16 protein-coding genes are annotated in these 17,366 nt (G+C 63.3%); 4 read left to right on the top strand and 12 right to left on the bottom strand.

What is annotated here, in order from left to right; translation table 11 throughout:
- Positions 1 to 229: 229 nt before the first annotated feature.
- Together ABT23_RS06585 and ABT23_RS06580 are read left to right on the top strand one after the other, a co-directional pair.
- On the top strand, positions 230 to 832 hold the full coding sequence (locus ABT23_RS06585) for a DUF1326 domain-containing protein (protein ID WP_296632901.1): 603 nt from the start codon (positions 230 to 232) through the stop codon (positions 830 to 832).
- Positions 768 to 1,607, top strand: a complete 840-nt coding sequence (locus ABT23_RS06580) for a DUF2182 domain-containing protein (protein ID WP_296632899.1) — start codon at positions 768 to 770, stop codon at positions 1,605 to 1,607. The genes ABT23_RS06585 and ABT23_RS06580 overlap by 65 nt, the downstream gene beginning before the upstream one ends.
- Before the next feature lie 152 nt (positions 1,608 to 1,759).
- Here the strand turns inward: ABT23_RS06580 and ABT23_RS06575 are convergent, their stop codons facing one another.
- On the bottom strand, positions 1,760 to 2,683 hold the full coding sequence (locus ABT23_RS06575) for a histone deacetylase family protein (protein WP_296632896.1): 924 nt from the start codon (positions 2,681 to 2,683) through the stop codon (positions 1,760 to 1,762).
- A 127-nt stretch (positions 2,684 to 2,810) separates the two neighbouring features.
- On the opposite strand from ABT23_RS06575, the gene ABT23_RS06570 reads away from it, so the two are divergent.
- Positions 2,811 to 5,489 (top strand): bifunctional acetate--CoA ligase family protein/GNAT family N-acetyltransferase, encoded by a 2,679-nt coding sequence (locus ABT23_RS06570; protein ID WP_296632893.1) that lies wholly within the window; start codon positions 2,811 to 2,813, stop codon positions 5,487 to 5,489.
- Positions 5,490 to 5,543: 54 nt separating this feature from the next.
- Here ABT23_RS06570 and ABT23_RS06565 read toward each other — a convergent pair whose 3' ends face one another.
- The 11 genes from ABT23_RS06565 to ABT23_RS06515 all read right to left on the bottom strand — a co-directional run bounded on the left by ABT23_RS06565 (position 5,544) and on the right by ABT23_RS06515 (position 16,539).
- Positions 5,544 to 7,460 (bottom strand): diguanylate cyclase, encoded by a 1,917-nt coding sequence (locus ABT23_RS06565; protein ID WP_296632891.1) that lies wholly within the window; start codon positions 7,458 to 7,460, stop codon positions 5,544 to 5,546.
- Between the two features lie 189 nt (positions 7,461 to 7,649).
- Positions 7,650 to 8,084: a DUF1841 family protein gene (locus ABT23_RS06560; RefSeq protein WP_296632887.1), complete on the bottom strand. Its 435-nt coding sequence runs from the start codon at positions 8,082 to 8,084 to the stop codon at positions 7,650 to 7,652.
- Positions 8,084 to 8,728, bottom strand: a complete 645-nt coding sequence (gene nth, locus ABT23_RS06555) for an endonuclease III (protein ID WP_296632885.1) — start codon at positions 8,726 to 8,728, stop codon at positions 8,084 to 8,086. Before nth ends, ABT23_RS06560 begins: the two co-directional genes overlap by 1 nt.
- A 10-nt stretch (positions 8,729 to 8,738) precedes the next feature.
- On the bottom strand, positions 8,739 to 8,891 hold the full coding sequence (locus ABT23_RS06550) for a hypothetical protein (RefSeq protein ID WP_296632882.1): 153 nt from the start codon (positions 8,889 to 8,891) through the stop codon (positions 8,739 to 8,741).
- Positions 8,888 to 9,565: an electron transport complex subunit E gene (locus ABT23_RS06545; RefSeq protein ID WP_296632880.1), complete on the bottom strand. Its 678-nt coding sequence runs from the start codon at positions 9,563 to 9,565 to the stop codon at positions 8,888 to 8,890. The genes ABT23_RS06550 and ABT23_RS06545 overlap by 4 nt, the downstream gene beginning before the upstream one ends.
- Positions 9,562 to 10,206 carry an electron transport complex subunit RsxG gene (gene rsxG / locus ABT23_RS06540; RefSeq protein ID WP_366366301.1) on the bottom strand — a complete coding sequence of 215 codons (645 nt, stop codon included), beginning with the start codon at positions 10,204 to 10,206 and terminating at the stop codon, positions 9,562 to 9,564. Before rsxG ends, ABT23_RS06545 begins: the two co-directional genes overlap by 4 nt.
- A 2-nt stretch (positions 10,207 to 10,208) precedes the next feature.
- Positions 10,209 to 11,237, bottom strand: a complete 1,029-nt coding sequence (locus ABT23_RS06535; protein WP_296632873.1) for an RnfABCDGE type electron transport complex subunit D — start codon at positions 11,235 to 11,237, stop codon at positions 10,209 to 10,211.
- Positions 11,237 to 12,910, bottom strand: a complete 1,674-nt coding sequence (rsxC, locus tag ABT23_RS06530; protein ID WP_296632870.1) for an electron transport complex subunit RsxC — start codon at positions 12,908 to 12,910, stop codon at positions 11,237 to 11,239. Before rsxC ends, ABT23_RS06535 begins: the two co-directional genes overlap by 1 nt.
- Positions 12,907 to 13,473, bottom strand: a complete 567-nt coding sequence (gene rsxB / locus ABT23_RS06525) for an electron transport complex subunit RsxB (RefSeq protein ID WP_296632867.1) — start codon at positions 13,471 to 13,473, stop codon at positions 12,907 to 12,909. Before rsxB ends, rsxC begins: the two co-directional genes overlap by 4 nt.
- A complete protein-coding gene (gene rsxA, locus ABT23_RS06520; RefSeq protein ID WP_296632865.1) occupies positions 13,473 to 14,048 on the bottom strand; it encodes an electron transport complex subunit RsxA in 576 nt (191 codons plus the stop codon). The genes rsxB and rsxA overlap by 1 nt, the downstream gene beginning before the upstream one ends.
- Positions 14,049 to 14,253: 205 nt before the next feature.
- Positions 14,254 to 16,539 (bottom strand): nitric-oxide reductase large subunit, encoded by a 2,286-nt coding sequence (locus ABT23_RS06515; protein ID WP_296632863.1) that lies wholly within the window; start codon positions 16,537 to 16,539, stop codon positions 14,254 to 14,256.
- A gap of 234 nt (positions 16,540 to 16,773) precedes the next feature.
- Between ABT23_RS06515 and ABT23_RS06510 the strand changes: the two genes are divergently transcribed.
- Positions 16,774 to 17,247 carry an Rrf2 family transcriptional regulator gene (locus ABT23_RS06510; protein WP_296632861.1) on the top strand — a complete coding sequence of 158 codons (474 nt, stop codon included), beginning with the start codon at positions 16,774 to 16,776 and terminating at the stop codon, positions 17,245 to 17,247.
- Positions 17,248 to 17,366: the final 119 nt, after the last annotated feature.

Below are 17,366 nucleotides of genomic sequence, written 5' to 3'. Positions count from 1 at the left end.
ATAAAGACCAGGCGCTTGCGCCGGGAAATCAGGGTTCCCGAAAAGCGGCTGCCCATGTGCTATACCTCGTTTACCCGTGCAAACAGTGGAGTCGCTACCTGAATACGGCCGGCGACCAGGGCGGTTCATCTCTCAACATACGACAGGTCACGTTCCGCAGGCCTTGTAGAAAGAACGGGTTGCATCATTCGAAAAGCGGATTACCCGAAAACAGCCAAGGAGTGACATCATGGACGCACAATGGAAAGTGGCAGGCACGTACTTTGAAGCATGCAATTGTGAGGCCGCCTGTCCGTGCGTGTTCACGAGTCCGCCGACCGATGGCGATTGCAAGGCGCTGATCGGCTGGCACATCGATCGAGGTACGTTCTCGGGCACCACACTCGACGGGCTCAATACCGCACTGTTTGCCTACGCGCCTGGACACATGCTGCAAACCAAATGGAAGGTCGCCCTGTATGTCGATGAACGGGCCGATGCGCAGCAGATGGACGCTCTCACCAAGATATTCTCCGGAGCGGCCGGCGGCCATCTTTCAGCACTGACGCCGTTGATCGGCGAAGTCCTCGGGGTCAGGAGCGCCGCTATCGATTACCGCCTCGAAGGCAAGCAACGCAGCCTGACCATTCCGCAAGTGGCACAAATGGAAATCGAGACGATACCCGGCCAGGGCGGAGACGATGTCACGCTCACGCGTATTCCGTTTACACCGGTGCCGGGTTACCCCACGGTGGTGTGTCGATCGAAGCGTCTGAGCTTTCACGATCATGGCTTCGATGTGGAGATTTCCAAGAAAAATGGGTTTTATTCCCCCTTCAGTTACCAGTCCTGATGGACGATACGGCGCCCGCGCCGCAAGTGTCGTAGCAGCCGCCAGCGTTGTGGGGATCACGGCGCTGGCGTGGGGTTATCTCGCCTATCAATCCTGGGCCATGAGCCACATGGACGTGGTGGACATGGCAATGCCCGGTGCTCGGGAATGGGGAGTGCTTGACCTCGTATTGGTGTTCACGATGTGGGTCGTCATGATGATCGGCATGATGGCGCCATCTGCCAGTCCGGTGCTTCTGTTGTTTACGCGCATCCAGCATGAACGCCATTCCCGGGGCTCAACAGGAGTGGCAAGCGGCCTGTTTCTGCTCGGCTATCTCCTCGCGTGGACGGGTTTCAGCGTGGCAGCCACGCTGATTCAATGGGGATTGCACAGTGCCATGCTGATCTCGCCTGCAATGATCGGTACCAGCCCCCTGCTGGGCGGAGTGGTGCTGATTGCCGCCGGCATCTACCAGTGGACGCCGGCGAAACATGCCTGCCTCAACCATTGCCGCTCACCTCTCGGGTACCTTCTGAACGAGTGGCGAGACGGCGCTGGGGGCGCTCTGGTCATGGGATGGCGACATGGCCTCTATTGCACTGGCTGCTGCGGGCTGCTGATGCTGGTCCTGTTTGTCGTGGGGGTCATGAATCTGCTGTGGATCGCACTACTCGCCGCTTTCGTGCTGCTGGAAAAAAACCTGCCGCGGGGGCGATGGGTCAGCCATGCCACGGGTCTGGCCCTGATCGCATGGGGAAGCTGGATGGCGCTTGGAGTACGGGCCGACATCTGACAGGATGGTTTGAACGACAGTCATGGCCGAGGAGGTCCGGTTACGGCAGTCCCATGGATTCGCTACTGCGCTGTTTCGCTGTCACGATTCCAGAATCACTGTACGGCCAGGACTTGGCTGATCCACAATACGCCCGAGCTGCGAAGCGCGGCTCATAACGCTGCTAGCGTCTTGATGTGCGCAGCCACGCTGCGTCCCAGGGCACTGAGGTCATAGCCGCCTTCGAGCACGGACACGATGCGCCGCTCGGCATGGCGCGCGGCCACGCCCATGACCTGCTCGGTGATCCAGACGTAATCCGCTTCCACCAGGCCGAACTGTGCCATGTCGTCCTCGCGATGGCCGTCGAAGCCAGCGGAGCAAAACAGCATCTGCGGGCGGAAGGCTTCCAGTCGCGGCAGGATTCGGGCAGTGAAGGCTTCGCGGTAGGCCGTTCCGGTGGTGCCTGCGGGCAGCGGCACGTTGACGATGTGGTCGCTGACGGTATCGGCGCCGCGGAAGGGGTAGTAGGGATGCTGGAAGGTGGAGCAGAGCATCACGCGCGGATCGTCGTGGAAGATGTCCTCGGTGCCATTGCCGTGATGGACGTCGAAATCGACGATGGCGACACGTTCCAGACCGTGCTGTTCGAGCGCGTGCGCGGCGGCCACGGCGACGTTGTTGAAGATGCAGAATCCCATGGCCTGGTTGCGGGTGGCGTGGTGGCCGGGCGGACGGGTGGCGACGAAGGCGTTGGCTTCCGCGCCCTGGATCACCCGGTCGACTGCCATCACGGCGCCGCCTGCCGCATGGCGCGCGGCCTCCAGGCTGTGCGGGTTCATGCCGGTGTCGGGGTCGAGCATGTGCACGCCTTCGCGGGGCGCGGCGGCTTCGACGGCATCGAGGTAGGTGGCGTCATGCACCCGCAGCAGCTGGCTGCGGTGCACGCACGGGGCTTCGTGATGGGCCAGGAAGTCGAACAGGTGGGCGGCGTGCAGCCGGTCGTCGATGGCGCGCAGGCGTGCGGGACTCTCCGGATGCCAGTCGCCCATGTTGTGCTGTAGGCATGACGGATGGGTGATGTAGGCGGTGTGCATGGCGCAGGCAAGGGAAGAAATAAATCAACTATACGCCCGGCATGATGGCGCGGCAGCAGGGGATGGCCTAGCATAGGCTGATTCCCGATCCGCTCGACAGGCCGCAGCAATCCAGTCTGCCCCAACCATGCCTCGACACTATCTGCACCCCCTGTTCAACGCCCGTTCGGTCGCGGTCTTTGGCGCGAGCGAACGCGAGGATTCGGTTGCCGGCACCCTGTTCCGCAACCTGCGCCAAGCCGGCTACAAGGGCGAGGTCTATCCGGTCAACCCGAAGTATGCAACGGTGTTCGGCGAACGCTGCTTCGCGTCGGCCGGCGAATTGCCGGCGGTGCCGGAGCTGGCCCTGATCGCCACACCCGCTTCGACGGTGGTGTCGATCATGCAGGCCTGCGGGCAGCATGGGATCCGCCATGCCATCGTCCTGTCCGCCGGATTCCGCGAAGTGGGCGCGCAGGGGATGGCGCTGGAGGACGCCCTGGTGGCGATTGCCCGGCAATACGGTATCCGCTTTATCGGCCCCAACTGTCTGGGGATCCAGCGGCCGTCCATCGGCCTGAATGCCACCTTCAGCCAGGGCGTCACCCAGGCCGGCGACCTTGCGCTGGTGTCGCAGTCCGGCGCGCTGTGCACGGCCATGCTGGACTGGGCGGAGACCAACGGCATCGGATTTTCCAGCGTGATCTCCACTGGCGCGTCGGCCGATCTGGATTTCGGCGAGATTCTCGACTACCTCGCCGTCGATACGCAGACCAAGGGCATCCTGCTATATATCGAGGGCATCCGCGATGCGCGCCGCTTCATGAGCGCGCTGCGCGCAACCGCCCGCTTCAAGCCCATCGTCATGGTCAAGGTGGGGCGCCATGCGACGGGCGCCAAGGCGGTGATGTCGCATACCGGCGCCTTGGTGGGATCGGACGCGGTGTTCGATGCCCTGGTGCGGCGTGCCGGCGTGGTGCGGGTCAATACCATCCTGCAGCTGTTCGCCTCCGCGCGGGCGTTGTCCACGCATATTCAGCCCACTGGCAACCGGCTTGCCATCGTCACCAACGGCGGCGGGCCTGGCGTCATGGCGACCGATCTTGCGGTGGACATGGGCGTGCGCATGGCCGAGCTGTCGCCGGCGACGATCACGGCGCTCGATGCGGTGTTGCCGTCCAACTGGTCGCAGGCCAACCCGCTCGACATCATCGGCGATGCCACCGCAGCACGCTATCGCGCCGCGGTGGACGCCTGCCTGCGCGACGACAACGTCGATGGCGTGCTGGCGATGCTGACGCCGCAGGCGATGACGCGGCCGACCGAGGCGGCCCAGGCGGTGGTGGACGTGGCGAAGACCTCGAGCAAGCCGGTGCTGACCTGCTGGATGGGTGAGGCGCAGGTGATCGAAGGCCGGCGGCTGTTCAAGCAGGCGGGGATTCCCTATTTCACCACGCCGGAGCCTGCGGTCGAGGTGTTCTCCTTCCTCTCGGCTTTCTACGAGAACCAGCGGCTGTTGATGCAGACGCCGGGGCCGCTGTCGCATCAGGCCGAGCCGGATGTGGAGGGCGCGCGCCTGATCATCGAAAGCGCACTGGCGCATGGCCGCCATCTGCTGAACGAAGTGGAATCGAAAGCGTTGTTGTCGGCGTTCCACATCCCGATCGCGCAGACCCTGATTGCGCGCGATCCCATGGAAGCGATGCTGCTGGCGCAACAGCTGGGCTTTCCGGTGGCGATGAAGATCAACTCGCCAGACATCACCCATAAATCCGATGTCAACGGCGTACGGCTGGGCCTGTCCAGCGGCCAGGCGGTGCGCGCCGCCTTTGGCGAGATGCTGGCCGATGTGCAGCGATTGCGGCCCGACGCCACGCTGGAAGGCATCGTTATCGAACCCATGGTGGCCCGTCCGCATGCGCGCGAAGTCCTGCTGGGCATGACCTCGGACCCGGTGCTGGGTCCGGTGATCGTGTTCGGTGCCGGCGGGGTCGATGTCGAGGCCTTCCAGGACCGCGCCGTGACCTTGCCACCGCTCAACCGCTACCTGGCGCGCGATCTGATTCAACGCACCCGCGTCGCGATGCTGCTGGGCCCGTTCCGCAACCGTCCCCCGATCGACATGGATACGCTGGAGAACGTGCTGCTGCGCCTGTCCGAAATGGTCTGTGAGCTCCCCTGGCTGGCGGAAATGGACATCAATCCCTTGCTGGTGGACGAGCACGGTGCGCTGGCGCTGGATGCGCGCATCGTCATCGCGCCGCGCGTGCCGACCGCTGACCGCTACGGCCACATGGCGATCCATCCGTATCCGGCACATCTGGTGACGCGCTGGCAATTGCCCAGCGGAAACGACGTGCTGATCCGTCCGATCCGTCCCGAAGATGCCGAACTGACCCAGGGATTCGTGCGCAGTCTGTCCGAGGAGTCCAAGTATTTCCGTTTCATGGATGCGGTACGCGAGCTGTCCCCCACCATGCTGGCGCGTCTGACCCAGATCGACTACACGCGCGAAATGGCGCTGCTGGCGTTGACGGAGATCGATGGCAAGGAGGTCGAGCTGGGCGTGGCGCGCTATGCCATCAATCCGGATGCCGAATCCTGCGAATTCGCCCTGGTGGTCGATGACCGCTGGCAGAAACAGGGGATCGGCCACAAGCTCATGGATGTATTGATGGACGTGGCGCGCAGCAAGGGCCTGAAAATGATGGAAGGCGAGGTGCTGAAGACCAACCGCCCCATGCTGAAGCTGGTGGAAGCGCTGGGTTTCCGAGTCGAAGTACACCCCGAGGATGACACGGTGCGGAAGGTCTCACGCGCGCTCTAGGGCGGGCAGACCGGTTCGATGCAGATGCCTGTCCATAGGTGCGGACGGGCAGGGTCAATGGAATACGCTGTGCTGCCGGGTGCAGACCTTGTTGCGTCCCGCTTCCTTGGCGGCATAGAGCGCCTGGTCGGCGATGCTGACCAGTGCGTCGATGTCGCCGGTGACGGATTCGCGTGTGGCCACCCCGATGCTGACGGTGAGCGTTTTTTCCGTATTTCCGATGGTGATCCGCTTGGCGTTCAGATTTGCGCGCAGGCGTTCGGCCGACTGCATCGCGGCGTTGAGATCGGTGTTGGGACAAATGACCAGGAATTCCTCGCCGCCGATGCGGCAGACACTGTCCTCGCGGCGCGCCGAGGCGCGCAGGATGGCTGCAGCTTCGCGCAACACCCGGTCCCCGGCGGCATGGCCGTAGGTGTCGTTGATATGCTTGAAATGATCGATATCGACCACCATCACGGCGATCGGCTGGCCTGAGCGCGAGGCGGCACTCCAGGCCTGTTCGAGCTGGTCCATGGCCGAGCGGCGGTTCGGCAGCCCGGTCAGCAGGTCGGTGAGCGCCGCGTTGGCCAGCCGACGGTTGGCCACTGCCAGTTCGGCCGCGATCTGGCGCAGTTGCGCACGATCCTTTTCCCAGGCGGTTTGCAGATGGATCATGCGCTGTGCGGCACGCAGGCGGGTGTGCAGGCCCTTGGAACTGAGGTTGCTGGGCAGATAGCCGTCGGCATCGGCTTCGTAGGCGCGGTTCAGTTGTTCTTCGCCGTGTTCGTCGGACGTCATCAGAATATGCATACGTCGGCCTTCGTCGGTGGCCCGCAGCGCCTGGCACAATTCCAGGCCATCGAGCAGGGGCAGCTCGTAATGCGCGATGATGACATGGGGCAGCACTTCCATCGCCAGGGCCAGCGCGGCGTTCCCGTTCTCGGCCGGGTAGACCGTATGCTCGCTGTTCTCGACCAGCAAGGTCATGATCTGGCGCCGGCGGGTGGCATCGTTGTCCGCCACCACGATGCGCAAGGGCATTTCGGCATCCGCCGTTTCGTCGTCATGGGCCTGGCCTTCGGTTTCGTGGTGGCCATGGCAGATCTCGGCAAACGACGGCAGCGCGACAGCCGGGATCTTCAGCAGCTCACTCCATTCCCGCCAGTGGTGTATGACTTCGTCGACAAAGCTGCCGGCCGTGTCGGGGGAAATATCGAGTGCAACGGCCTTCGCCATCCAGTCCTTCAGCAGATCGGGACGTGCGCTGGCATTGATCTGGCCAAGGTCCGCCAGCTGGTGGGACAGGCGCAGCATCAGCACCAGGCTGTTGGCGCGCGAATCATGGGGAAAACCTGGATGATCCGATTCTTCGTAGTGGGTCAGCGGCTCGGTGAAGGTTCTGGGCATGCCCCAGTCGGCCATCATGACGGTACCCATTTCGACATGGTCGGTTTCCAAGCGGGACCGTTCCAGGGCGATGAGCGCTTGCGCGGGGTCGGCCTGCTGTGCCAGCAGGACCGCGTTGTATTCGTCGGGATAGGCTGTCGCCAGCGCCAGCTTCCCTACCTGCGCCAGCAGGCCGCAGACGAACAGTTCATCCGCAGCGGCCACATGCACTCGCGTCCCGAGGGCTTGCATGCACAGCGCCATCAGCAGGGAATGCGACCAGTATCCCTTGTAGTCGAATGCTTCGCAGGCGCCGTCGCGGTACTGGTCGACCAGCGAAAAACCCAAGGCCAGATGGCGCACCGTTGCCATGCCCTGGCGGACGACGGCTTCCTGAATCGAGACCACCGGTCGTGCGACGTGCGAAGCGGTATTGGCCAGTTTGATCAGGCGCCCGGACAAGGCGGGATCGGTTTGCACGACCCGTGCAATTTCACCCAGTGTCGCATTCTCGCGCCTGGATAACTCGAGTATCGCCAGCGCGACCCCGCGAGGGGAGGGCAGCTGGCCGCTGAGTTTCAGTTGTTCAGCCTGTGTCATCATTTATTAGTGGCGAAGCAAACGTAAGTGCCGGCCCGTCGGAGGGCGGCCCCGAATCAAAACGGTCGAGTCAGAACCGGTGCAAGCAGTGGGCTTTTTCCCGGTGGTGTCAGACTGTCAACAGTGATAACGACAGGATTTCGACAAAATGAAGGCCGCTTTCGCGGATTTGATATCGGCGGCTGGCGCCTGCTACACGTTGCCGAGCTTGCGATCCAGACAGTGCAGGTAGGCCGCCGAATCGAACGCCGTCTGGTGGCGTTGCACCTGCCAGATCATTTCCCCCAGGCAGTCCATGACGTCATGCTGCGCGTCCATGGGGTTGCCATAGCGCTTGAGCAGACGTTGGTAGCGTTCGAGGATGCCGGGCGGCTGGTCGACCGACACCTGCTCGGCGATTGCCAGATGCATGGACAGATGTAGAAAAGGGTTGATCTCGCCGGATTCCGGCAGGTAGTCCCGCTCCCGGTAACGATCGGGCTGGTCGAGCAGGGCGTGGTATTCGGGATGCGCCAGCACGACATCGAGCGCCGGCTGCTCCGCTCCCGCCAGCGGCTGGCCGGCCCGGTACTTCGCCCATACATCGAAGAAGAACTGGCGGACCTGATCGCGGCTGGGATTGAACATTACCCTGCCGTGGCGAGCAGTTTGCCCTTGAATTCGCACAGGTCCGCGATGATGCACTCGCCGCATTTCGGCTTGCGGGCCTGGCAGACATAGCGCCCGTGCAGGATCAGCCAGTGGTGGGCGTCGATGCGGAATTCCGCGGGAATCGTCTTGAGCAGCTTCTTTTCCACTTCCAGCACCGTCTTGCCGGGCGCCAGGCCGGTGCGGTTGGCGACGCGGAAGATGTGGGTGTCGACCGCCATCGTGGGCTGGCCGAATGCGGTGTTCAGGACGACGTTCGCCGTCTTGCGTCCCACCCCGGGCAGCGCCTCGAGCGCCGCACGCTCGGCCGGCACCTGGCTGTCGTGCAGTTCGACCAGCATCCGGCAGGCGGCGATGAGGTGCTTGGCCTTGCTCTTGTAGAGCCCGATGGTCTTGATGTATTCGGTGAGGCCGGCTTCTCCCAGCGCATAGATCGCCTCGGGGGTGTTGGCCACCGGAAACAACCTGCGCGTCGCCAGGTTCACGCCCTTGTCGGTCGCCTGCGCCGACAGCACCACGGCCACCAGCAGCTCGAACGGCGTCCTGTATTCGAGCTCGGTGGTGGGATGGGGATTGGCCGCGCGCAGGCGGCTGAAGATTTCGTGGCGTTTGCCTGGATTCATCGGTTCGGGATCACTGTTCGTCCAGGCGCTTTTTCAGCGCCCGCTTCTCGGCCTGCCGTTTGGCGCGCGCCGTTTTTTCATGTTCGCCGGCCTTGCGGGCAATGGCCAGCGCAACAAACGGGTTGCGCGGCTTGGGGACACGCCTTTTCAGCGGCGGCTTCATGCCGCCATCGGCACGGCGGCACGGACGCGCTGGACGGCACGTGCCTTGTTCCAGTTGTTGGCCGCGATCAGCAGTCCCAGCGCGATGAAGGCGCCGGGGGGCAGGATCGCCAGCAGAAAACCCTGATAGTGGGGCAGGATATGCAGCACCCATCCCTTGGCAGCCTGACCGAACACCATGTCGATGCCGGAGAGCAGCGTACCCTTGCCGGCGAGCTCGCGAATCGCACCCAGCACGATCAGCACCAGCGTGAGGCCCAGGCCCATGGAAATGGCGTCGACCACGCTGTGCAGCGGGTGATTCTTGGCGGCAAACGCGTCAGCACGTGCCAGCACAATGCAGTTGGTGGTGATGAGCGGAATGAAAATCCCCAGCACCAGATAAAGCGGATGCACGAAGGCGTTCATCGCCAGGTCGATCACCGTGACCAGCGCCGCGATGATGAGGACGAACACCGGGATGCGGATTTCATTCGGTACGAAATGGCGGACGCTCGACACCGCGCCGCTGGATGCCGCCATCACCATCGTCGTAGCCAGTCCCAGCGACAGTGCATTGACCACGTTGTTGCTGATCGCCAGCAGCGGGCACAGCCCGAGCAGTTGCACCAGCCCGGTGTTCTGCTTGATAAGCCCGTTGTGGAACAGGCTGCGGAATTCGCTCATCGTCATCATGCCTTCTTCTCCTTGGCAGGGGGCGCCGCGACGAATGCGGCGCGGTGCCGCGCAAAATAATCGAGCGCGCTCTTGACGGCCTTGACCACCGCGCGCGGGGTGATGGTGGCGCCGGCGCGCGCATCAAACGCGCCGCCGTCCTTGGCGACTTTCCAGCGCTTGGACTCGGGATCGGTCAGCGACTTACCTGAAAACTGGTCGATCCAGGCGCTTTTGGCGCGGTCGATGTAGTCGCCGAGGCCGGGCGTCTCATGGTGAGCCGTGACCCGCACGCCGGTCACCTTGCCGTCGATGTCGATGCCGATCAGCAGGGCGATATCGCCAGCATAGCCGTCCGGCGCGATGGCTTCCAGTACCACGGCGGTGACTTGGCTGCCGCGGCGGGCGATCCATAGGGCGGAAGGCTGGCGCGTGCCCAGGAGATCGTCCGGCGGCAGGTCCTGGCGGCTGGCCAGCAGGTCGTTGTCGTAGGTCGAAGCGGGCAGCACCTGGTTGATGAGTGCGAGTTTCTCCGCCTGCTGGCTGCGGGTGATGACGGGTTCGGTCTGGTCGTGGGTGAATGCCAGCATGGCCGTCCCGACGAGCGCGAACAGAAACAGGACCGTTCCGGTCCGCAACGCATTGCGCGTGGCGACCGTCATGCTCACGTGCGCGGCTCCTTGTCGGCACCGCCATAGATGCGCGGTTGGGTGTACTGGTCGATCAGCGGCACGCACAGGTTCATCAGCAGAATGGCGAAGGCCACACCGTCCGGGAAACCACCCCAGGTACGGATGGCCATGGTGAGAAACCCGGCGCCCAGGCCGAAGACCAGCTTGCCGCGCGGCGTGGTCGCGCCCGACACCGGGTCGGTGGCGATGAAGAAGGCGCCCAGCATGACCGACGGCGCGAACAAGTGGAACCAGGGTGGGCCGAAGCGGCCGGCGTCGTAGAAGTTCAGGAAGCCGGCCGTGAGCCAGATGCCGGCCAGGAAGGCCAGCGGTACCTGCCAGCTGATGATGCGCAGGGCCCACAACAGCAGTCCGCCCAGCAGGAATGCTCCCGCCAGCCATTCGAAGCCGACGCCGCCGTAATGGCCGAAAATCGGATGCGTCATCACCTCGTCGACCGTCAGTTGCTGCAGCAGGCCGGTTCGCAGCGCGTCCAGCGGCGTGGCCATGGTGACGGCGTCCAGCGTGGTCCGGGGTACGTCGCCGCCGAAAATGACCGTTGCGCTTTGCGCCAGCGTGAGGTGCACCGACGTCAACTCGTTCGGTCCGGCCCAATGCGTCATCTGCACCGGGAAGGACACGATCAGCACGGCGTAGCCGACCATGGCCGGGTTGAAGATGTTCTGGCCCAGCCCGCCATACAGGTGCTTGGCCACCACGATGGCGAACAGGGTGCCGGTGATGATCAGCCACCATGGCGCCAGCGAAGGCAGCGACAGCGCCAGCAGCCAGGCGGTGACGATGGCGCTCAAATCGGCGAGGAAGGGTTTGACTGCATAGCCGCGCGCCTTCAGCATCGCTGCTTCGGCAGCCAGCGCCGTGACGGTGGCGAGCGACAGCGTGACGAGGATGCCCGGCCCGAACAGCCAGACGTAGGTTGCGATGCCGGGCAGCAGGGCCGCCAGCACCCAGGCCATGACCTGGGTGACGCTGGTGCGGTCAAGAATGAATGGAGAGGCCATCAGGGTTTCTTCTCTTCGGATTCCAGCGGCTTGCGCGCCAGTTCGCGGATTTTAGTCCGACGTGCCTCGATCTCCTCGATCTGATGCAGCTGCTCGGGAGTCAGTTGATCGACATTTTTTGGCGCGGTGTCGGATTTTTTCGCCTGCGCGCGCGCCAGCGCAGCGGCGATCAAGGCTTTCTTGGCGTCGGCATCGCTGACCGCGGCGCCTTCGGCAGCAGGGGCGGCTGCGAGTTCGGCGCGTTTGGCCTGTGCCTTGGCGGCGAGTTTCTCGGCCTTTTCCTTTTTCTCCCGTTCCTGCCGGAACTGCCGGAATTCGTGGCGCTCGCGTGCCAGGTCGGCAGCACGCTTGTCCTTCTCGCGCGCCCAGATCTCGCCCTTGGCGTAACGATAGAAATCGACCAGCGGAATATGGCTGGGGCAGACGTAGCTGCAGCAGCCGCATTCGATGCAGTCGAACAGGTGGTATTCCTGCGCACGGCCGAAGTCGCCCGCCTTGGCGAAGCGGAACAGTTCCTGGGGCTGCAACTCGGCCGGGCAGGCATCGGCGCAGCGGGTGCAGCGGATGCATGGCAGGGCTTTGGGCAGGGGCGGGAACAGTTCCTTTGATTTCACCAGGATGCAGTTGGTGGCCTTGACCACCGGCACGTCGAGGTTCGGTACCGGCACGCCCATCATCGGCCCGCCCATCAGCACGCCGGTGGTGCCGTCGCGGTCGCCTGCCAGGGTGATCAGCGTGTGCATCGGGGTGCCGATCAGGACCTCGAAGTTCTGCGGGCGCAGCACGTGGCCGGTGACGGTGACCAGGCGCGAGATCAGCGGTTCGCCATGGTGTATCGCACGCGCCAGCGCATAGCTGGTGCCGACGTTGAAGACCTGGATGCCGATGTCGGTGGAGAGTTTGCCGGACGGGACCTGCTTGCCGGTCAGTGTCTCGATCATTTGCTTGGCGCCGCCGCCCGGGTAGCGCGCCGGCACCTTCACCACCTCCACCGCGAAATCCAGTTTCGCGGCAGCGGAGCGCATTGAATCCAGCGCCTCGGGCTTGTTGTCCTCGATACCGACGAGGATTTCGGTGCTGCCCAGCAGATGGCGCATGATCGCCACGCCCTGCAGGATCTCGTCGGCGTGGTGGCGCATCAGCATGTCGTCGCAGGTGATCCACGGCTCGCATTCGCCGCCGTTGATGATGAGCGTCGGGCAGGCGTGGGACGCGCCGGGGTCGAGCTTGACCGCGCTGGGGAAGACCGCGCCGCCGAGACCGGCCAGTCCCAGATCGCGCAACTGCATGCGCAGTTGGGAGGATTCCATCGCCTGGTAGTCGAGCGGAGCATGCGCCACCCATTCGTCGCGACCGTCGGTTTCGATCGTGATGCACAGATCGGGCAGGCCGGAGATATGCGGGACCGGTTGCAGGTCGATGGCCACGACCGTGCCCGAACTGGAAGCATGGACGGCCGTCGAGATATAGCCGTCGGCGGCTGCGATCATCTGGCCCTTCAGGACCCGCTCGCCGACCTCGACCACCGGCTTGGCCGGATTGCCGATGTGCTGGCGCAAGGGAATGACCAGTTTCTTGGGCAGCGGTGCGGCATGAATCGGGCGCGACGTGGATTCCGCCTTGTGTTCGGGGGGATGCACGCCGCCCTTGAACCTGAACAGTTCGCGGCTCATGCGTCCTCCGTTTCCGCAATCTGCTTCATCATCACCACCGGATGCTTCCATTTCCAGTGGGGCAGGTCTTCGGCGATCGGCACCATCGAGATGCAGTCGACCGGACAGGGCGGCAGGCACAGTTCGCAGCCGGTGCATTCGGCGGCGATGATGGTGTGCATCTGCTTGGCCGCGCCGGAAATGGCATCGACCGGGCAGGCCTGGATGCACAGCGTGCAGCCGATACAGGTGTTCTCGTCGATGAAGGCGACCGACTTCGGCTTGGGCGTGCCGTGGGTTTCGTCGAGCGGCTTGGGTTCCACGCCCAGCAGTTCGGCGAGCTTCTTGACGCCCTCTTCGCCGCCCGGCGGGCACTGGTTGATGTCGGCTTCGCCCTTGGCGATCGCCTCGGCATAGGGCCGGCAGCCAGGGAAACCGCACTGGCCGCACTGCGTTTGCGGCAGGATGGCGTCGATCTTTTCCGCCAGCGGGTTGCCTTCCACCTTGAAGCGGATGGCCGACCAGCCGAGTACCAGGCCGATCGCCACGGCCAGGATGGCCATCACCCCGATTGCGGCCAGCATTATTTGACCAGGCCCGAGAAACCCATGAAGGCAAGCGACATCAGCCCCGCGGTGATCATCGCGATACTGGTGCCCTTGAACGGGGAAGGAACGTCGCAGGTCTCGAGGCGCTCGCGGATGCCGGCAAACAGGATCAGCACCAGGGTGAAGCCGATCGCGCCGCCGGCGCCGAAGAACAGCGATTCGACGAAATTGTGCTGTGCCTGCACGTTGAGCAGGGGAATGCCCAGCACGGCGCAGTTGGTGGTGATCAGCGGCAGGTAGATGCCCAGCACCTGGTACAGCACCGGGCTGCTCTTGTGGATGAACATCTCGGTGAACTGCACGATGCCGGCGATCACCACGATGAACGAGAGCGTGCGCAGATAGAACAACTCGGGGCCGAGCAGGTATTGGTTGACGAGGTAGCTCGCACCGGAGGCCAGCGTCAGCACGAAGGTCGTCGCCAGCCCCATGCCGATCGCTGTTTCCAGTTTCTTCGAGACGCCCATGAAGGGGCACAGGCCGAGAATCTTGGCCATCACGATGTTGTTCACGAACACCGTGGAAATGAGAATGAGGATGTAGGTTTCCAAAGCAGGCAGCCCGACGCAATGCCGCATTATCCGCCGCGGATGGCGGGGGATTCAAGCCTGGGATGGCAGATTGTGAAGAAGGAGATACAAACCGTCGGCTGTTGCTCCGACGCTGTCACCCGGCGCGGCCCGACCCGTCGGGGTGTTTCGTGCCCCGGACGGGTCGGGCCGCGCCTGCCGCTGGCAGGCTTTCGCATCGGCCGGGTCAGGGTTTGGACGCCTGTGCCACGCCGGCGATACGCGAGGCAAGCTGGACGCGTTTGCCGCCCCTCAGCAACCGTACAGCAAACAGGGTCAGGAAGAGCACGCCAATCGAGAACACGACGTCACCCGGTACGCGCAGCCAGACGAAAGCTTCCATCAGCGTCGAATGCACCACTTCCGGGGAGCGAGCAAACCAGACGCCGTGGCTGACGCTGGCCCATGCCTGGTAGAGGCCGGCCGGTACCAGCGACATGAATACCATCATGGCGAGACCGATGTTCAGCGACCAGAACATGGGTTTCAGCAGGGCGTCCGACCAGGCGTGGCGATCGCTCAGACCGCGCAGGCAGAACAGCAGCAGGCCGATCCCCAGCATGCCATACACGCCGAACAGGGCGGCATGGCCGTGGGCGGCCGTCATGTTCATGCCCTGCATGTAGTACAGCGCGATGGGCGTGTTGATGGAAAATCCCAGCAAGCCGGCGCCGACCACGTTCCAGAAACCCACCGCAATGAAGCTGAGTATCGCCCATTTGTATGACTGGACCCAGGGGGCGGATTGCGAACGCTGGTAGTTGCGGTAGGCCTCCGTCCCGATCATGGCGAGCGGGACCACTTCCAGCGCCGAGAACATGGCGCCGATGGCGATCACGTGGGTCGGCGTGCCGGTGAAATACAAGTGGTGCAGCGTGCCGAGGATGCCGCCGAACAGGAACACGATGGTCTCCAGCACGATCGCGCTGTTGGCGGTCGCGGCGCGGATCAGGCCAAGGCGCGTGAACAGCAGGGCGATGACGGCGGTGGCGAAGACCTCGAAGAAGCCCTCGACCCACAGGTGGACCAGCCACCAGCGCCAGTACTCGATCATCGAATAATGGGTGTGCGGGCCCCAGGTCAGCGAGGTGGCATAGAAGCCGCCGATGCACAGCGCGGCCAGGAACACCATCGCGATCAGGCCGCGGCTTTCGGACGGTTTCCTCAGGGCGGGCCAGAGGCCGCGACCGAGCAAGGTCGCCCAGAACAGTAGGCCGATGAACAGCAGGATCTGCCACACCCGGCCCATGCTGGTGAATTCCAGTCCCTGGTTGCCGATCCAGAAGCTGAAGCTGGTGCCGAGGTGTTGCAGCGATCCGAGCCAGCCCGTGACGGTGGAGCCGACCACGATGAACAGGAGGGCATAGAAGAGCACGTCCACGCCCAGTTTCTGGAACCGGGGCTCATGCCCGGAGATGGCGGGTGCGATATACAGGCCGGTTGCCAGCCAGGCGGTGGCGATCCACAGAACCGCAAACTGGGTATGAATGGTGCGGCTCACCGTGAAGGGCAGAATCTCGCCCAGCGGAATACCGAAGAAACTGTTGCCTTCCACCGCGTAGTGCGCGGTCAGGATGCCCATGCCCACCTGCGCCAGGATGAGGCCGATCACCACGAAGAAATACTTCTTGGTGGCTTTCATCGAGGGCGTGGGCTTGAGGTCGAACAGCGGGTCGGACTTGGGCGGGACCGGGTCGTCTTCTTCCTTGTGGCGGCCATGGAAGAAAATCATGCCGGCGATGGCCGCAATCATGAGGATCACGCTGGCGATCGACCAGATGCCGATGGTCGCGGTGGGCGTATTGCCGACCAGCGGCTCGTGCGGCCAGTTGCTGGTATAGCTCAGGTCGGTTTCGCCAGGGCGGTCGGTAGTGGCGGCCCAGGACGACCAGAAAAAGAAGGCGGTCAGCGCCTGCCGGTCGCCTGGATCGGGTAGCGAATCGGTCGCCATGGCGTACTGGCTGCGCAGGGTGTCCAGGGTTTTTTCATCGCCGAACAGACCGCTGTAATGCGATGCCACTTGGCGTATCGCTGCAGCCCGGTCGTCGGACACCGTGAGCGTGGCGTTGGCACTGCTGTATGCGTTGTGCCGCATTTCAACTTTCAGCAGGCTGTTCACCTGTCCCTGCTGACCCACGTTCAATTGCGCGAAGGGCATCCCGTAATCGCGTTGCGCCCATATTTCGCGCAGCGCCAGCGCTTCGCGATGCAGCCAGTCGGCCGACCAGTCCGGAGCGAGGTAACTGCCGTGGCCCCAGACGGTGCCCATCTGCTGGCCTCCGGCCGACAGCCAGGCCTGCTGGCCTTGCTGAATCTGGTCGTCGGTGAAGATCAGGTCGCCGCTGGCGCTGACGACCTTTTGCGGGATGGGTGGGGCCTTGAGGTAGATTTCCGTGCCGACCCAGCCGAGGGCGGCGAAGGACGCGACACAGATGATGGCCAGCCAGGTCCAGAGCTTGCGTGTGGCATTCATGGCGAATTTCCTTTCTGAGCGAAGGGGCTACAAGAAAACGGGTTATTAAGATGTATATTACATACATGATTAAAGTATGCAAATAAAAATATCTTCAGATCGATTTGTTATGATGTATTCATGCAACACTGGACGCGTGTCCGGCCGTCAGGTTGTAAACACATGTAATACATACGTGCTTACTGCGAATGAGCCGGTCGATAGCGGGTTGACCTATTACAGGATGCTGCTGCCATGAGACTGACTGTCTACACCGACTATGCGCTGCGTACGCTGATGTATCTCGCCAGTCACCGCGACAGGCTGGTGACGATTTCCGAGATTGCGGACGTACACGGGATTTCGAAAAACCATCTGATGAAGGTGGTGTACCAGCTCGGACTGACTGGCATGGTCGAGACGGTGCGCGGCCGCAATGGAGGCTTGCGTTTGAATCGCGAACCGGCCGATATCAACATCGGGGAGGTGGTGCGCAATACCGAAACCGATTTCAACATGGCCGAGTGCTTCGACCCATCCGGCAACCAATGCCTGTATTCACCCGCGTGCGCGCTCAAAGACGTGTTGCAATCGGCGACGGCAGCCTATCTGTCCAAGCTGGACAAGGTGACGCTGGCGACATTGACCAGGCGCCGGCCTGCCGATAAGAAAACGCGGGCTACGATACGTGTGTATCCGCGGATAAAAAAAGAAAAAAAGATCGACTGACAGGCACGCTATTTTCGTGCGGTCCCTGCACGAAAATGCGAGTCGCGTTTCCCATTGGCACCTTGATGGATTCTATCGGCATGGACAGGTGCCAGGCCTGCCATGGGTGATCGCCTTGG

The sequence above is a fragment of the Thiobacillus sp. SCN 63-57 genome, assembly GCF_001725555.1.
GTDB lineage: Bacteria > Pseudomonadota > Gammaproteobacteria > Burkholderiales > Thiobacillaceae > Thiobacillus.
The sequence above is the reverse complement of the archived record's forward strand: the minus strand, read 5'-3'. Positions and strand labels throughout refer to the sequence as shown.

Excerpts from the sequence above, each read along its gene's own strand:
- ABT23_RS06585 (WP_296632901.1), top strand. The coding sequence starts at position 230 with ATGGACGCACAATGGAAAGTGGCAGGCACGTACTTTGAAGCATGCAAT.
- ABT23_RS06580 (WP_296632899.1), top strand. The coding sequence starts at position 768 with ATGGCTTCGATGTGGAGATTTCCAAGAAAAATGGGTTTTATTCCCCCT.
- ABT23_RS06575 (WP_296632896.1), bottom strand. The coding sequence starts at position 2,683 with ATGCACACCGCCTACATCACCCATCCGTCATGCCTACAGCACAACATG.
- ABT23_RS06570 (WP_296632893.1), top strand. The coding sequence starts at position 2,811 with ATGCCTCGACACTATCTGCACCCCCTGTTCAACGCCCGTTCGGTCGCG.
- ABT23_RS06565 (WP_296632891.1), bottom strand. The coding sequence starts at position 7,460 with ATGATGACACAGGCTGAACAACTGAAACTCAGCGGCCAGCTGCCCTCC.
- ABT23_RS06560 (WP_296632887.1), bottom strand. The coding sequence starts at position 8,084 with ATGTTCAATCCCAGCCGCGATCAGGTCCGCCAGTTCTTCTTCGATGTA.
- nth (WP_296632885.1), bottom strand. The coding sequence starts at position 8,728 with ATGAATCCAGGCAAACGCCACGAAATCTTCAGCCGCCTGCGCGCGGCC.
- ABT23_RS06550 (WP_296632882.1), bottom strand. The coding sequence starts at position 8,891 with ATGAAGCCGCCGCTGAAAAGGCGTGTCCCCAAGCCGCGCAACCCGTTT.
- ABT23_RS06545 (WP_296632880.1), bottom strand. The coding sequence starts at position 9,565 with ATGATGACGATGAGCGAATTCCGCAGCCTGTTCCACAACGGGCTTATC.
- rsxG (WP_366366301.1), bottom strand. The coding sequence starts at position 10,206 with ATGACGGTCGCCACGCGCAATGCGTTGCGGACCGGAACGGTCCTGTTT.
- ABT23_RS06535 (WP_296632873.1), bottom strand. The coding sequence starts at position 11,237 with ATGGCCTCTCCATTCATTCTTGACCGCACCAGCGTCACCCAGGTCATG.
- rsxC (WP_296632870.1), bottom strand. The coding sequence starts at position 12,910 with ATGAGCCGCGAACTGTTCAGGTTCAAGGGCGGCGTGCATCCCCCCGAA.
- rsxB (WP_296632867.1), bottom strand. The coding sequence starts at position 13,473 with ATGCTGGCCGCAATCGGGGTGATGGCCATCCTGGCCGTGGCGATCGGC.
- ABT23_RS06515 (WP_296632863.1), bottom strand. The coding sequence starts at position 16,539 with ATGAATGCCACACGCAAGCTCTGGACCTGGCTGGCCATCATCTGTGTC.
- ABT23_RS06510 (WP_296632861.1), top strand. The coding sequence starts at position 16,774 with ATGAGACTGACTGTCTACACCGACTATGCGCTGCGTACGCTGATGTAT.